Genomic DNA, 16,158 nt, shown 5'->3' with positions numbered 1-16,158 from the left:
GGTTTGTTGTCTTTTTGTTTGAAGACTTCATGAGAACATCTTCTTATCCGTTAACTAACTGTTGTGTACAGCCATTCGGATGGTAGATGGCTTTAAAGTTACGTTAACTCATTACCGTGGTTGGAGGAGACCGAATGATTAAGCGAATCCAAGCGTGGTTTAAGCAAAAGGGAACAGACCATGCGCCACTGGAGCTTTCGTCTGACAATATCCCGAAGCATGTCGCCATCATTATGGATGGCAACGGGCGTTGGGCTAAAAAACGCGGTCTGCCCCGAATCGCTGGTCATCATAGTGGGATGAAGGCGGTTAAGCGTGTGACGATCGCGGCCAATGACTTAGGTGTCAAAGTGCTTACCATGTATGCTTTTTCAACAGAGAATTGGAAACGCCCAAAGGAAGAAGTCGATTTCTTAATGAAGCTGCCCCAGCAGTTTCTTGCGATTGAGTTAGATGAATTGATCGCTAACAATGTTCAAGTACGGATGATGGGATTACGTGATGGCCTGCCAAGTCATACGATTCAAGCGCTTGAAGAAGCAATTGAGCAGACCAAGCATAATACAGGACTCATTTTAAACTTCGCATTAAATTACGGTGGGCAGCGGGAATTGGTAGAAAGTGTGCGTTCGATTGCACAACATGTTCAAGCCGGCAAACTAAAGATTGAGGATATCGAAGAGGCCGTAGTACAGGAGCATCTGATGTCCAGCGAACTGCCCAATCCCGATCTGTTGATTCGAACGAGCGGTGAATTGCGTTTAAGCAACTTTATGTTATGGCAGATCGCATACAGCGAACTTTGGTTCACAGATGTGTATTGGCCAGAATTTAATGAACGGCATTTGAAAGAAGCTGTGGCTGAATATCAACGCCGTTCCCGGCGATACGGTGGACTACAATAGGTTGGAGGATTAATCGCTATGAAACAGCGCATCATCACGGGGGTTATTGGAGGAGCGATATTTGCAGGGTTCGTGTATATCGGTAGCATCCCTTATGAATTGCTGTTGATTGCTTTAGCACTCATCGGTTATTTCGAATTCGCTCGTATGCATCATGAAAAGGCATTTGATCTGGCATCAATTGTCGGTTATGCGCTTGTATTAATACTAGCTGTGCCGTGGGCCAAATGGGGAGTCAGCTTCCATGTGTCAATGGAATCAACGATGTGGCTCGTTATGTTTGCCTTTTTGTGTGTAACGGTTGTGACTAAGAATAGGGTGCCGATTCAGACCGCGTCTCAGTTATGGCTTGGCGCATTTTACATCGGTATCGGCTTTAAATATATGATACTTACTCGTACCATGCTAGACGAGGGTTTGTTCTGGACAATACTTATGTTTGCGGCAATTTGGGCCTCCGATATCGGGGCTTATTTTACAGGACGAGCTATCGGCAGGCATAAGCTTTGGCCTGCAATCAGTCCGAATAAGACAATTGAGGGAGCGGTAGGCGGCATTATATCAGCAATGGTTGTGTGTGTGCTTGCTCTCTTCGTTCGGCCCGATGTACTGGGTGTGCCGCAAGCTTTAGGAATCGGAATTGCTGCATCAATCGTTGGACAGATGGGGGATTTAATTCAATCGGCCTATAAACGAATTCGCGGTGTCAAGGATTCAGGTACTTTGCTGCCGGGTCATGGTGGCGTGCTTGATCGTTGTGACAGTTGGCTTATTGTATTCCCATTTATACATCTGATTGGCTTAATTACGCTATAGCCTATAATTTAATAGATAAAGAGGTGTTAGGATGAAGCGGATATCCGTACTTGGTTCGACAGGATCTATAGGTACTCAGACCCTAGATGTTGTTGCTAATCATCCCGAACATTTTCAGATTGAAGCAATGGCAGCAGGTAGAAATGCTGCCTTATTTTTAGAGCAAATTAAACAATTCCATCCCAAACTGGTCTCCGTTCAGGATAAAGCTACGGCTGACCAAATACGCCCTGAGCTGCCTCAAGGGACTAAGCTTGTTTATGGAGATGAAGGTTTAATTGAAGTCGCGGCTCATCCGGCTACCGATACCGTTGTGACAGCTGTCATGGGCAGTCTTGGACTGAAGTCAACTTTAGCTGCAATAGAGATGGGAAAATGGATTGGCCTTGCGAATAAGGAAACGCTCGTAACAGCAGGACACTTGGTTACTGCGGCGGCTGCACAAAATAACGTCAAGCTCATGCCTATAGACAGCGAACATTCAGCTATTTTCCAATGTCTAAATGGAGAACCAAGACGAGCACTTCAAAGCATTACGCTGACGGCTTCTGGTGGAAGTTTTCGCGATTTTTCGCGAGCGGAACTTGAGGGTGTATCAGTAGAGCAAGCGTTGCAGCATCCGAATTGGTCCATGGGAGCCAAGATTACGATTGACTCTGCAACGATGGCGAACAAAGGATTAGAAGTAATTGAGGCACATTGGTTATTTGGACTCAATTATGATGATATTCATGTGATGCTGCACCCAGAGAGTATTATTCATTCTTACGTGGAATACGTGGATGGCTCTGTTATTGCTCAATTGGGTACACCGGATATGCGTGTGCCGATTCAGTATGCACTCACTTACCCAGAACGTTTCCACAATTCATCTCCTAAGCTGAACTTGGCGCAGATTGGCACTCTTCATTTCCGTGAATTGGACATGGAAAGATACCCGATGGTCCGTTATGCTTATGAAAGCGGCAAATTGGGTGGTACAGCTACTACAGTATTTAACGCTGCCAATGAAGTTGCTGTTGCACGATTCCTTCGTGGAGAAATTTCATTTTTGGATATTGAGCGTATCGTAGAACAAGCATTGGAACGTCATCAAGTTGCGGCAGAACCTACGTTGGAAGAGATCGAAGAGACAGATCGCAAGACACGTCAGGAAGCAGATAAAGCTTTTCTATAAAAATAAAATACGGGGTAAATTGGCGCATTGCATCCATAAGTGGACAAAAGGGGATTCTCTTGTGCGAGATCGGAGAATAATGTTAATCTATAAGACATACGGCGACCCGAAAACGTAAAGGAGGATGCAACGCTGTGCAAATGGTTCAAGTCGTATTTTTATCAATACTCGTGTTTTTCGTAATCGTCACGATACATGAATGGGGACATTTCATCTTTGCGAAACGTGCGGGTATTCTGGTGCGTGAGTTCGCAATCGGGTTTGGGCCAAAGGTGTTCTCTCATACTCACAAAGAGACACGATATACCTTGAGGCTGCTGCCAGTAGGCGGGTTTGTTCGTATGGCAGGCGAAGACCCGGAAGTGGTTGATATACAGCCCGGCCAGACGATAGCCGTTCGATTAAAAGACAATCAAGTGACAAAGTTGTATCTCGATCAGCTTGACCTGCGCAAGCAGGTTATCCGTGGGGAAGTAGAGTCTATTGACATCGAGCATCAGTTAAGTGTCACGCTGGATGTGGAAGGGGAACATGTCACATACCCGATCCATCCCCAGGCCATGATGGTAGTTAAAGGACAAGAGATTCAGATTGCACCTTACAACCGTCAATTCGGCAGCAAGTCCGTTGGCAAGCGTGCAATGGCCATTTTTGCGGGCCCGCTGATGAATTTTATTTTGGCGTTTGTTTTGTTCGGGGTGTACATACAGCTGGCGGGTATGCCAGTGGAGAACCCGAGTTATGTCAAGATTGGTGAAGTCACAGACAAGATGCCAGCTGCCAAAGCTGGTTTGGTCAAAGGTGACGTCATCAACAATGTGAATGGTATTGCCATTGGCGGCGATCGTGAGCGATTAATTAAGATGATTGAAAATTCAGAGGGGAAACCGATGAATTGGAGCATCTTGCGTGATGGGAATCCATTAAACGTTACGCTGACACCTGTTAGCATGGCGGGACAGAAGGGCGGCAAAGTAGGTATTGCCCCGATCTTGCCGACACGAACGGCGTCTTTTGGTGAGACGATTAATTATGCCGGCAACGCTATGGTAACGATGACCAAAAATATATTTGAAGGCTTCAGACAACTTATTTTTGGTCAGTTCAAGTTGGATGACTTGGGTGGTCCAGTGCGAACATTTGAAGTAACTGGGCAATTTGCTAAGCAGGGTATTGACCAGCTCACGTTGTGGACGGCAATACTCAGCTTATATCTTGGTATATTCAACTTGCTGCCGATACCGGCATTGGACGGAAGCAGACTTGTGTTCTTAGGTATCGAGAGTGTGCGCGGCAAGCCTATAGATCCAAACCGCGAGAGTATGGTGCATTTTATTGGCTTTGCGATGCTGATGCTGCTCATGCTTGCGGTTACCTACAACGATATATTACGATTAGTCAAAGGTTAATAATGTTTAAGGCACATATGAGGTTTAGCTCTAAGCTATTTTGTATGTGCCTAATTACGGGAGGATCATATCCGTTATGTCGAAGGAGAAGCAGTTCGTTACTGAAATTACACCACAGCAAGAGGACTTCTCGCGCTGGTACATTGATGTGATAAAGAAAGCTGATTTGATGGATTATTCGCCTGTTCGCGGGTGTATCGTATTCCGTCCTGACGGCTTTGAGATTTGGGAACATATTCGTGAAGAATTGGACCGCCGCTTTAAGGAAACAGGACATCGTAATGCTTACTTTCCTATGTTTATTCCAGAGAGCTTTTTCCAGAAGGAAAAGGAGCACGTGGAAGGATTTAATCCAGAACTTCCATGGGTGACGGAAGCAGGTGGGGAGAAGCTCGAAGAAAGATTGGCAATACGTCCAACCTCAGAGACGATGATTGGGCATATGTATTCCAAGTGGATTCAATCTTACCGTGACTTGCCTGTACTCATTAACCAATGGGCTAACGTAGTCCGTTGGGAGAAGCGTACGCTTCCATTCCTACGTACAAGCGAATTTTTGTGGCAAGAAGGGCACACTGCTCATGAGACAGAAGATGAGGCTCGTCAAGAAACGATGCAAATGCTCGACATTTACCGTGATTTTGTGGAGAACTACTTGGCAATTCCGGTAATCGTAGGTCAGAAAACTCCTTCTGAGAAGTTTGCAGGAGCTGTAGACACATATTCCATCGAGGCGATGATGAAAGACGGTCGCGCCGTCCAAGCGGGCACCTCGCATTATTTAGGAACTAACTTTGCGGTTGCGTTTGATATTCAGTTTTTGGGCCGTGAAAATACTCAGGAATATGTGCATACAACCTCATGGGGTGTAAGTACTCGCCTTATCGGTTCGCTTATTATGGTGCATGGAGATGATCGCGGCTTGGTACTGCCTCCGAAGGTGGCGCCGACTCAAGTGATTATGATTCCAATCGGTCCTGCCAAGATGCGCGAGCAAGTCGTTAGTCGTGCAAATGAGCTGTTCGCAGAATTGAAGTCTGCGGGCATTCGTGTTGGTATGGATGACAGAGCGGACATGAGCCCAGGCTGGAAGTTTAATGAATACGAAATGCGCGGTGTTCCTGTCCGTTTGGAAATAGGGCCACGCGATATGGAAAATGGCGTTTGTGTACTCGTATCTCGAGTATCGGGTGAGAAACGGGTCGTAGAGCAAGCGAATCTTGCTGCAGAAGTGAAGAAAATGCTGGCGGACGTTCACGATGAGATGTTTAACCGTGCACTTGAATTCCGCAATGAGCATTACTACTCCGTGGAAACGATTGACGAGATGAAGCTGCTTATGGACGAGAAGCGCGGCTTCACAATTGCTGGTTGGTGTGGTTCTACGGCTTGTGAGAAGCATGTCAAGGACGAGACAGGTGCCACTAGCCGTAATATTCCGTTTGAGCCCCAAGAGAAGAAGACGAAATGTCTTGTTTGTGGAGAGGATTCAAAGCATACGGTAGTATTTGCCCGCGCTTATTAAGCACGATAGATTTATTGGAATGGATGAAATGGCTTCCTATGCGGGAACATCCAACGGAACACCGGACGATGACTCGACAGATGGGGGCCTTTTCTGTTCTTTTTGCACAGGGGGGATGAAGCAACTATGGATGATAAAAGACAACGATTGGAACTGTTAATGAAGCAGGTTGATTTGCCTTTTGAACTGGTGACCAACTATTTTCACGATAGCTGGATTCAACAGGTGGAGACAAGCCGCTCCAATCGGGAGTGGACAATTCATATCGGCAAAAAATCCGTCCTGCCTGCTGACGCTTACCGTACATTCTGTTTGAAGGTACAGGACAAGATGTCGCATATTGCAAAGATACGTATCATTTTTCATTATGAGGATATGGTACCGCATCAAGAAGTGGTAGAAGCGTATTGGCACTTGTTTGTCGAGTGGGTCAAACGTGAGGTTGCCTCTGTTAATGGCTGGTTGCATCGGGCGCAATTCGAAGTAGAAGGTGATCTCTTGCACCTGCTGTTAACCGACGCTATGACGTTGGAAATGGCGAAGAAGAAACAAATTGATACCTACATTAAAACGTTTTTTGAGACTTATTTTTCTCGTTCGCTGCGGGTTCAGATGAAGGTTGGCACGCAAGATCAAGAGGCAGTGGAAGCGTTCCAAGAGAAGCTAATGCAAGAAGAGCGCAAGGCTATCCAACAATTGATGGAAGATGCTGAGCGAGAAGCTGCTGATCAGGCGGCTGCTGAAATTGGAGAGATCCCAGATAAGCTGCAGTACGGCTATGACATCAAAGACGCACCAGTTTCTATTATGGATGTGCAGGATGAAGAGAAGCGTGTGACCCTTCAGGGGACAGTATTCGGTTTAGAAGTAAAGGAGTTAAGAAACGGCAGCACACTCTATACGTTTAACGTGACGGATTTCTCCGATTCTATGCTGGTAAAAATGTTCGGCAAAAACAAAGAAGATGTATTAAAGCTGAACTTAATCTCCAATGGTAAGTGGGTGAAGGTGCGCGGGCGTGTTGAATATGATCGCTTTATGATGACACCGGAGCTTGTTATGATCGCATCCGACATTCATGAAGTGACGGCCCCGCCGGAACGCAAAGACACAGCACAGGAGAAGCGGGTCGAATTCCATCTTCATACAACAATGAGTGCGATGGATGCTGTAGCCTCTGTAGATGCTTATGTGAAGCAGGCTGCAAAATGGGGACACAAAGCAATCGCGATTACGGATCATGCTAATGTTCAATGTTATCCGGATGCTGCTAAAGCAGGCAAGAAACATGGTGTTAAAGTGATCTATGGCCTTGAGGCCAATATAGTTAACGACGGCACTGAAGTTGTGTTAAATGCGGAGCCGCGCAATATTAAAGAAGCGGTTTATGTCGTATATGATATTGAAACTACAGGTCTGTCTGTATCCAACAATAAGATAATTGAACTTGCGGCTGTGAAGGTGCAGGATGGCAAGGAATTAGAGCGTTACAGTTCATTTGTTGACCCTCATGAGCGTATCCCGTACAACATTCAACAGTTAACTAATATTACAGATGAGATGGTTGCGGGCGCACCGGAAGTAGATGAAGTGCTAAAGGGCTTTATTGAGTTCGCAGGCGATGCTATTTTAGTTGCGCATAATGCTCGTTTTGATATGGGATTTATACAACATAATCTCAAAAAAATAGGACTGCCTGAGATGACGAATCCAGTATTGGATACGTTGGAACTGGCACGCTTGATTTTCCCAACTCTTAAAAATCACCGTTTGAACACATTGGCGGATAAATATAAAATCTCCCTTGATAATCATCACCGCGCGATTGATGACACGGCTGCATTATGTGGTATCCTTCAAGGCTTGTTAAATGATGCTTATCAGATCAAAGGGATAGAGATGCTCGATCGCCTTAATGATTATGTAGGTCAGAACTTATTTAACAGCCGCCCATTCCATTGCAACATTTATGCGCTTAACGATATCGGCAAGAAGAATTTGTATAAGCTTGTCTCTATGTCACATACGCAATATTTCCACAGAGTGGCTTGCATCCCGAAGAGCAAGCTTGTTGAAATGCGCGAAGGCTTGCTGCTGATGTCCGGTTGTGAGAAGGGTGAGTTCTTTGAGACCGTGCTGAACAAGTCGCAGGAAGAAGCGGAAGTTATTGCGGAATTTTATGACATACTAGAAATTCAACCCGTTACCATGTATATGCATTTGGTGGAGAAAGGGTTTGTTGGCTCCCCCTCTCAGATAGAGGACGCGTTGCGCAAAGTCTGTGATATCGGAGCCAAGCAGGGCAAGCCGGTAGTCGCGACAGGAAATGCTCATTATTTAAATCCACGAGACAAATTGTTCCGTGATATTACGATTCATGGCATTACCGGATTTAGCCCGTTAAAGGACATAAAGAAGCCGGATGCCCATTTCCGCACGACAACAGAGATGCTGCAAGAATTTGAATTTCTTGGCAAAGAACAAGCATATCAAGTCGTTGTCACTAATACAAATGAATTGGCGGATCGGTTCGAGACGATCAACTTGTTCCCTGATAAATTGTTTACACCAATTATTGATGGCGCTGATGAAGAGATGCGTAATACGTGTTATGATACCGCCAAGCGTATATACGGTGATGCCGTGCCAGAAATCGTGGTAGCACGACTTGAGAAAGAGCTGGAACCGATCATTAAATACGGATTTTCGGCCAACTATTTGATCTCGGAGCGTTTGGTGAAGAAATCCAATCAAGATGGGTATCTGGTTGGTTCCCGGGGGTCTGTCGGATCTTCTGTCGTAGCAATGTTCCTTGGGATATCAGAAGTTAATCCGCTCCCGCCTCACTATGTATGCCGTAATGAGTCCTGCAAGCACAGCGAGTGGTTCACGGATGGCAGCATTCCTAGTGGATTTGATTTGCCGGATAAAGCATGTCCGAACTGTGGCCAGACGATGAGAGGAGACGGACAAGATATTCCGTTTGAAACCTTCCTCGGCTTTAAAGGGGACAAGGTTCCAGATATCGACTTAAACTTCTCAGGTGAGTATCAGCCGATTGCCCACAACTATACGAAGGTTTTGTTTGGTGAGAAATGTGTGTTTCGTGCGGGTACGATTGGTACAGTAGCAGAGAAGACCGCATTTGGATTCGCTAAGAAATATGAGGAAAGCTACCATAAGAAATGGCGTGGAGCGGAGCTGAACCGGCTCGCGTCTGGCTGTACAGGAGTTAAGCGAAGCACAGGTCAGCATCCAGGTGGTATTGTCGTTGTACCTGACTATATGGATGTTGAAGATATTACACCAGTACAGTTTCCCGCTGATGATAAGAATGCGGAGTGGAAGACAACGCACTTTGATTATCACGCTTTTGACGCTAACTTGTTAAAGCTTGATATTCTCGGGCATGATGATCCGACGATGATGCGCATGCTGCAGGACTTAACGGGAGTGGATCCGACTACGATTCCGATGAATGACCCGAAGGTAATGAGCATGTTTAACTCCGTTGAAGCGCTTGGTGTCACATCAGACCGGATTCGTACTCCGGTAGCCACCTATGGAGTGCCTGAGATGGGGACGCGGTTTGTGCGACAGATGTTAGTTGAAGCGCAGCCGGCTACTTTTGCCGATTTACTCCAAATATCTGGACTTTCGCATGGTACAGGTGTATGGCTTGGCAATGCGCAGGAGTTAATCAAGAGCGGAATATGTACGATTAAGACCGTTATTGGTTGTCGTGATGAGATTATGTTATTTTTGATCTACAAGGCGGGGATGGACGCAGGCCTTGCCTTTAAGATTACGGAGAATGTCCGTAAAGGGAAAGGGCTGTCACAAGACTGGATTGACGAGATGAAGAAGTGTAACGTTCCGCAGTGGTATATTGATTCGTGTTTGAAAATTCAGTATATGTTCCCGAAGGCCCATGCTGCTGCATATGTCATCTCGGCTGTGCGAACTGCCTATTTTAAGCTGTATCATCCGATTGAGTTTTACGCCACTTACTTTACTGTGCGTGCGGAAGATTTTGATATCGAATTGTGCTGCCAAGGGTATGAAGCGATTGGTCGCAAGATAGATGAAATCGAGGCAAAGGGCTTCCAAGCAACAACGAAAGAAAAAAGTATGATCGCGATTCTGGAAATGGCGCTTGAGATGACCGCTCGCGGTTTCTCATTTAAGCCGATTGATCTATATCGGTCAGATGCGTCCAAATTCCAGGTTGACGGTAATTCGCTCGTTCCGCCGTTCTCTGCTGTGCAAGGAATTGGTGAGAATGCCGCGAAAAATATTGCAGCTTCCCGCGAAGGAACTGAATATTTATCTATTGAAGATTTCCAGCAGCGCTCGAAAGCTACCAAGACGATTGTAGAGATGCTGACGCAAATGGGCTGCTTCCGCGGCCTGCCTGAGAGCAATCAGCTCTCCTTGTTTTAAAAGTAAGTCGTGTGCACATGTGTCGAGAGGCCACTGGTAAAGGGGTTGTTAAGGTCACACCCTTGCCATTTGTCAACTGGCTATGATATAATTTTTTTGGTAATCATGTGGATACATCCGTTGCGTAAAGAGTGGGGAAACCCACTCTTTCATATTTGATACCGACTTTATTCGGGCTTGGTGCACCGCAGCGGGTTTCAACATATTAGTGAGTGACACCTTATTCGTCATTTGGGAGGTACCCAGCTTGAGCATACCGAACATCAGATCGGTCGTTGAAGACATGGTCAATCCGTACTTGGAAGAACATCAATTTGAATTGGTGGACGTTGAGTACGTAAAGGAAGGCAGCAGTTGGTTTTTACGAGTGTATGTGGACAAGGATGGCGGAATCGATATCGAAGATTGCGGCCGCGTCAGTGAATATTTGAGTCAGAAGCTGGATGAGAATGATCCGATTACTGACGCTTATTTTTTGGAGGTATCTTCTCCAGGAGCAGAGCGTCCACTCAAGAAAGCTAAAGATTTCATGAAGTCTATCGGTAAACATGTGTACGTGACTACATATGAGCCTATTGACGGCAATAAGGAATTCGAAGGAACACTTGTTTCATTTGATGAAGCAACAGTAGTCGTTCGAGTCGGCAAAAAAGAGCATTTGTTGCCTTATGATAAGGTTGCAAGCGCCCGATTGGCGATTATTTTCTAAATTGGTATGATTTTTAGTGCTCTGTACACACCACATTTTAATTCATATTCAAAGAACGCGAATGAGCCAGTTATTGGCTGAAAGGGGGAACCAATCACATGAGTATTGATTTTATCGAGGCACTAACCGAGATAGAGAGAGACAAAGGGATTAGCAAGGAGATTTTGATCGAGGCGATAGAAGCGGCCTTAATTTCCAGTTACAAGCGTAATTTCAACGCTGCGCAAAATGTCCGTGTGGATATTAACCGTTCAACAGGTGTTATTAAAGTATTCGCCCGCAAAACGGTTGTTGATGAAGTGATGGATCCGCGTCATGAAATCTCTGTTCACGCATCACGCGAGTATAATCCAAATTACATGGTAAATGATGTTTGTGACATTGAAGTTACACCGCGAGAATTTGGGCGTATTGCTGCACAAACGGCAAAACAAGTGGTAACACAGCGCATTCGTGAAGCGGAGCGCGGGCTTATCTATAACGCTTTTATCGACAAAGCGGATGATATTGTTACAGGGATTGTGCAGCGTCAAGATACACGCAATGTTTACATTGATCTGGGTAAAGTAGAGGCTGTGCTGCCATTAAACGAAATGATGCCAAACGAGAAGTTTAAGCACGGGGATCGTGTTAAGGCATACATTACGAAAGTGGAGAATACCACTAAGGGGCCACAAATCATTTTATCGCGTACACATCCAGGGTTGCTGAAGCGTTTGTTTGAACTGGAAGTACCTGAAATTTTCGAGGGTGTAGTAGAGATCAAATCCGTTGCTCGTGAAGCAGGTCAACGTTCCAAGATTGCGGTATATTCCCGCAACCCGGAAGTGGACCCGGTTGGATCATGCGTAGGGCCTAAAGGCTTGCGGGTCCAAACGATTGTAAATGAACTTCGCGGCGAGAAAATCGACATCGTTCGCTGGTCTGAAGATGTGGAAGAGTACGTAGCTAACGCACTCAGCCCGTCTAAGGTGGTCGAAGTTGATGTGCATGAAGAAGAGAAGATGGCGCGGGTTATCGTGCCTGACTACCAATTGTCATTGGCTATCGGCATTAAGGGCCAGAATGCCCGTCTTGCTGCGAAGTTAACGAGTTGGAAGATCGATATCAAGAGTGAATCCCAGGTCGAGCAGCCAGAGTCGAACTCAAGCGGCATAACATGGAGCGACGAGCTTGATATGAGATCGATGCATTAATTGTTGAAGGTGAACCAATACCGTATGACTCGGTCGCCTTCAGCTGTGGCTGGGGATGATAACTTCAGTCGTTGAAGGAAAGATCGGATCGTAAGGAGGGGGATCGTCATGAAACTAAGAAAAATTCCGCTGCGCAAATGTGTGGCGTGTCAACAAATGATGCCAAAGAAGGAACTTATCCGTGTGGTTAAGTCTCCAGAGGATGAAGTGCTGATTGACTTGACAGGCAAAAAGTCAGGAAGAGGCGCTTATCTGTGCGGTAAGTTATCGTGTTTTAAATTGGCTCACAAATCTAAAGCTCTTGACCGTGCACTGAAACATCCAGTGCACGCCAATATATATGAACAGTTAGCGCAAGATTTTATTCGCGTCGAAGATGAGTTTCTCGCGAGCAAGGAGCGGGATCATGATGATGAAGAATAAAGTGCTGTCTCAGCTAGGACTTGCACAGCGCGCCGGGAAGTTAGTTACCGGAGACGACATTGTGTTTAAAGCAATACGCAGCAATCAAGCTCGTTTAGTGTTTGTGGCAAGCGATGCTTCGGAGAACACTCAGAAGAAGTTTCGTGACAAATGCCAGACCTATAACGTACCGCTTGTCATTGGATTCACACGCGATGAGCTAGGGGAGAGCTTAGGGAAGCTGGACCGAGTAATTGTGGGTGTGACAGACAACGGCTTCGCGAGCATGATGAAGAACGGGCTTATTACTTTGTCGGAGGTGGAGTATATTGAGTAAACAAGAGAAGGAAAATAAGGATAAACTAAGAGTTTATGAGTATGCTAAGCAGTTGAATATGAGCAGTAAAGAAATTATTACGATTCTAAAGCGACTTGATTATCCTGTAAACAATCATATGAGTGTAATGGAGAATGATGCTGTGGGTAAAGTAGAACAGTTTTTTAAAGACGTCAAAGCAAATGCGCAAGCGAAGCGTGAAGGTCAGCCTTCGAAGCAAGAAGCGCAAGTCAGCCAAGTAAATCCATCTGCCGAGGCGCCGAAGCGCTCGGATCAGCCTGCTCGTCAAGAACGTGCAGAAGGACAACGCACGGGAGACCGAGACAGTCGTCCATCTCAAGACGGTCGTGAACGGACTGGTCAATCTGGCGGTAATCGTGACGGTCAACGTCGTGACGGTAATCGTCAAGGCCAAGGACAAGGAGATCGTCCGTCCCGTCCGTACAACAGCCAAGGCCGTCCGCAAGGACAAGGTGGCCAAGGTCAAGGACAAGGAGATCGTCCGTCCCGTCCGTACAACAGCCAAGGTCGTCCGCAAGGACAAGGTGGCCAAGGTCAAGGACAAGGAGATCGTCCGTCCCGTCCGTACAACAGCCAAGGCCGTCCGCAAGGACAAGGTGGCCAAGGTCAAGGACAAGGAGATCGTCCGTCCCGTCCATACAATAGCCAAGGCCGTCCGCAAGGACAAGGTGGCCAAAGTCAAGGACAAGGCAACCGTGATAACAGAGGCGGTCAAGACCGTCGTCCACAGAGCGGTGGAGCACCTGGTGCTAACCGCAGCTCCTTCCAGAAACCTGCTGCTCCAGCAGCAGCTCGTCCAGTTGGAGAGAAGCCGCAACCGGCTCGTTTGAACCAAGGTACCCGTCCTACTAAGTATGATGACAAAGGTGCAGGGGATCGAAACAAGCCAGGTGCAAGAGGCGCTGGCAAAGGCGGCAGAACGGATAATAAACGTTTTGACGACAGCCGTAATATGCGTGGTGGCAGAGGCAAAGGCAGAGGCAAGAACCAACGTCATGGTGAAGTACGCGAAAAGGTTGATAATACACCAAAGAAAATTATCGTGCGCGGAGATATGACTGTTGGTGATCTGGCAAAGCTGCTTCATAAAGATGCTTCCGAAGTTATCAAAAAGCTCTTTTTGATGGGTCTTATGGCTACAATTAACCAAGAGATCGATCTGGATACGATTCAATTAATTGCTGACGACTATAAGGTCGAGGTAGAAGTGAAGCTTCCAGTGCAAGAAGATCCGTTTGAAGAAGAAGAAGAAGTAGAAGAAGCGGAGAACTTAGTCGTACGACCTCCAGTTGTTACGATCATGGGTCACGTTGACCATGGTAAGACGACGCTGCTTGACTCGATTCGTAAAACAAACGTTACAAGCGCAGAAGCAGGCGGTATTACGCAGCATATCGGTGCGTACCAAGTCGAGATTAACAATAAAAAAATCACCTTCTTGGATACACCAGGTCACGAAGCATTTACATTAATGCGTGCTCGTGGTGCCCAAGTTACGGACATTACCATTATCGTTGTAGCAGCGGATGACGGCGTTATGCCGCAAACGGTAGAAGCAATCAGTCATGCTAAGGCAGCTGGTGTCCCTATTATTGTAGCTGTCAACAAAGTCGATAAGCCTGGTGCTGATCCAGACCGTGTTAAACAAGAATTAACAAACTATGAGCTCGTTCCAGAAGAGTGGGGCGGAGACACTATCTTTGTAAATGTGTCTGCTAAGCAGCGTACGGGCTTAGAAGAGTTGCTGGAAATGATTCTCCTTGTTTCTGAGGTGAATGAATTCAAAGCGAACCCTAATAAGCTGGCTCGTGGTACAGTTATTGAGGCTGAGCTAGACAAAGGTCGTGGACCAGTTGCACGTATTCTGGTTCAACAAGGTACGCTTAAAGTCGGTGATCCATTAATCGCTGGTACGTCCTTCGGGCGTGTGCGCGCCATGGTAAATGACCGAGGCCGTCGCTTAAAAGAAGCGGGTCCGTCTACTCCAATCGAGATTACTGGTTTGACTGAGGTTCCACAGGCAGGGGATCCGTTTATCGTATTCGAAGACGAGCGCAAAGCACGCTCCATTTCGGAGAAGCGTACAACGACACTTCGCCAAAGCCAATTAGGCGCCAATACACGCGTTACATTGGATGATCTCTTCAAGCACATCAAAGATGGTGAAATGAAAGAACTGAACGTAATCATCAAAGCCGACGTTCAAGGTTCTGTTGAAGCCCTCAAAGGCTCCCTTCAGAAGATTGAAGTAGAAGGCGTGCGCGTGAAGATTATTCTTTCCGGAGCGGGTGCGATTACGGAGTCTGATGTTATTTTGGCAACAGCATCCAATGCTATCGTTATCGGTTTTAACGTTCGTCCTGATGCACAAGCTAAGTTGACGGCAGATCAAGAGAAAGTTGACGTTCGCTTGCACCGTGTCATCTACAAGATCGTTGAAGAAATCGAACAAGCGATGAAGGGCATGCTTGATCCAGAATATAAAGAAGTAGTACTTGGTCATGCTGAAGTGCGTAACACGTTTAAGATCGGTAAAGTCGGTACAATCGCAGGTTGTATGGTAACATCCGGCAAGATCGTGCGCAACGCGGAGACTCGTGTTATCCGTGAGGGTATTGTAGTCTTCGAAGGCAAGATCGATTCCTTGAAACGTTTCAAAGATGATGCCAAAGAAGTGGCCCAAGGCTATGAGTGTGGTATTATGCTTGAGAAATATAATGATCTTAAGGAAGGCGACATCATCGAAGCGTTCGCAATGGAAACAGTAGAACGCAAGTAGTCGCTACCGAGAATAAGAGGTGATTTTTATGGCTAAGATTCGTACAGGTCGCGTCGGTGAGCAGATTAAGAAAGAATTAAGTCTGCTTATCCAGACAGAACTTAAAGACCCTCGTATCGGCTTTCTCACCGTCACAGGTGTAGATGTAACGAATGATCTGTCTTTGGCTAAAGTGTACTTGAGTGTTCTGGGAGATGAAGAAGCCCGCGAGAATTCTTTAAAGGCACTGGATAAAGCGAACGGATATCTTCGTTCGGAGCTGGGCAAACGTATTCGTTTTCGTCACACGCCAGAGCTTGTATTCAAGTTGGATACGTCCATTGAGTACGGCAGCCGCATTGAACGGTTGCTAAATGATGTTCGTGATGGGAACGAATCCCATGGCGAATAAGTTTGATGCTGCCAATCAATTAAATATGGGAATAACAACATCTGCAGT

12 protein-coding genes are annotated in these 16,158 nt (G+C 46.3%); all 12 read left to right on the top strand.

What is annotated here, in order from left to right:
- Nucleotides 1-134: 134 nt before the first annotated feature.
- The 12 genes from MH117_RS08500 to rbfA all read left to right on the top strand — a co-directional run bounded on the left by MH117_RS08500 (nt 135) and on the right by rbfA (nt 16,110).
- Nucleotides 135-905, top strand: a complete 771-nt coding sequence (locus MH117_RS08500) for an isoprenyl transferase (RefSeq protein ID WP_239328240.1) — start codon at nt 135-137, stop codon at nt 903-905.
- Nucleotides 906-923: 18 nt separating this feature from the next.
- Entirely contained in the window at nt 924-1,721 is a 798-nt protein-coding gene (locus MH117_RS08495; RefSeq protein ID WP_239328239.1) for a phosphatidate cytidylyltransferase, read from the top strand.
- Between the two features lie 31 nt (nt 1,722-1,752).
- Nucleotides 1,753-2,898: a 1-deoxy-D-xylulose-5-phosphate reductoisomerase gene (locus MH117_RS08490; protein ID WP_239328238.1), complete on the top strand. Its 1,146-nt coding sequence runs from the start codon at nt 1,753-1,755 to the stop codon at nt 2,896-2,898.
- 134 nt (nt 2,899-3,032) lie between these two features.
- Nucleotides 3,033-4,307 (top strand): RIP metalloprotease RseP, encoded by a 1,275-nt coding sequence (gene rseP, locus MH117_RS08485; RefSeq protein WP_239328237.1) that lies wholly within the window; start codon nt 3,033-3,035, stop codon nt 4,305-4,307.
- Nucleotides 4,308-4,383: 76 nt separating this feature from the next.
- Nucleotides 4,384-5,832: a proline--tRNA ligase gene (gene proS / locus MH117_RS08480; RefSeq protein WP_239328236.1), complete on the top strand. Its 1,449-nt coding sequence runs from the start codon at nt 4,384-4,386 to the stop codon at nt 5,830-5,832.
- 126 nt (nt 5,833-5,958) lie between these two features.
- Complete coding sequence (locus MH117_RS08475; protein ID WP_239328235.1) at nt 5,959-10,275, top strand: PolC-type DNA polymerase III; 4,317 nt, start codon at nt 5,959-5,961, stop codon at nt 10,273-10,275.
- Nucleotides 10,276-10,522: 247 nt separating this feature from the next.
- Entirely contained in the window at nt 10,523-10,984 is a 462-nt protein-coding gene (rimP, locus tag MH117_RS08470; protein WP_239328234.1) for a ribosome maturation factor RimP, read from the top strand.
- A 98-nt stretch (nt 10,985-11,082) separates the two neighbouring features.
- Nucleotides 11,083-12,180: a transcription termination factor NusA gene (gene nusA / locus MH117_RS08465; RefSeq protein ID WP_028545195.1), complete on the top strand. Its 1,098-nt coding sequence runs from the start codon at nt 11,083-11,085 to the stop codon at nt 12,178-12,180.
- Between the two features lie 108 nt (nt 12,181-12,288).
- Nucleotides 12,289-12,603, top strand: a complete 315-nt coding sequence (gene rnpM / locus MH117_RS08460; RefSeq protein ID WP_239328233.1) for an RNase P modulator RnpM — start codon at nt 12,289-12,291, stop codon at nt 12,601-12,603.
- Nucleotides 12,590-12,919, top strand: coding sequence for a L7Ae/L30e/S12e/Gadd45 family ribosomal protein (locus tag MH117_RS08455; RefSeq protein ID WP_239328693.1), 330 nt, complete (start codon nt 12,590-12,592; stop codon nt 12,917-12,919). Before rnpM ends, MH117_RS08455 begins: the two co-directional genes overlap by 14 nt.
- Nucleotides 12,912-15,719 (top strand): translation initiation factor IF-2, encoded by a 2,808-nt coding sequence (gene infB, locus MH117_RS08450; RefSeq protein WP_239328232.1) that lies wholly within the window; start codon nt 12,912-12,914, stop codon nt 15,717-15,719. The genes MH117_RS08455 and infB overlap by 8 nt, the downstream gene beginning before the upstream one ends.
- A gap of 28 nt (nt 15,720-15,747) precedes the next feature.
- Nucleotides 15,748-16,110: a 30S ribosome-binding factor RbfA gene (gene rbfA / locus MH117_RS08445; protein ID WP_239328231.1), complete on the top strand. Its 363-nt coding sequence runs from the start codon at nt 15,748-15,750 to the stop codon at nt 16,108-16,110.
- Nucleotides 16,111-16,158 lie beyond the last annotated feature (48 nt).

It is taken from the genome of Paenibacillus sp. ACRRX (assembly GCF_022346885.1).
In the GTDB taxonomy this organism is placed as follows: Bacteria; Bacillota; Bacilli; order Paenibacillales; family Paenibacillaceae; genus Paenibacillus_B.
Note: the sequence above shows the minus strand (reverse complement) of the source record. Positions and strands in the feature narration are given on the sequence as shown.

Excerpts from the sequence above, each read along its gene's own strand:
- MH117_RS08475 (WP_239328235.1), top strand. The coding sequence starts at position 5,959 with ATGGATGATAAAAGACAACGATTGGAACTGTTAATGAAGCAGGTTGAT.
- rbfA (WP_239328231.1), top strand. The coding sequence starts at position 15,748 with ATGGCTAAGATTCGTACAGGTCGCGTCGGTGAGCAGATTAAGAAAGAA.
- MH117_RS08455 (WP_239328693.1), top strand. The coding sequence starts at position 12,590 with ATGATGAAGAATAAAGTGCTGTCTCAGCTAGGACTTGCACAGCGCGCC.
- proS (WP_239328236.1), top strand. The coding sequence starts at position 4,384 with ATGTCGAAGGAGAAGCAGTTCGTTACTGAAATTACACCACAGCAAGAG.
- MH117_RS08500 (WP_239328240.1), top strand. The coding sequence starts at position 135 with ATGATTAAGCGAATCCAAGCGTGGTTTAAGCAAAAGGGAACAGACCAT.
- nusA (WP_028545195.1), top strand. The coding sequence starts at position 11,083 with ATGAGTATTGATTTTATCGAGGCACTAACCGAGATAGAGAGAGACAAA.
- MH117_RS08495 (WP_239328239.1), top strand. The coding sequence starts at position 924 with ATGAAACAGCGCATCATCACGGGGGTTATTGGAGGAGCGATATTTGCA.
- rnpM (WP_239328233.1), top strand. The coding sequence starts at position 12,289 with ATGAAACTAAGAAAAATTCCGCTGCGCAAATGTGTGGCGTGTCAACAA.
- MH117_RS08490 (WP_239328238.1), top strand. The coding sequence starts at position 1,753 with ATGAAGCGGATATCCGTACTTGGTTCGACAGGATCTATAGGTACTCAG.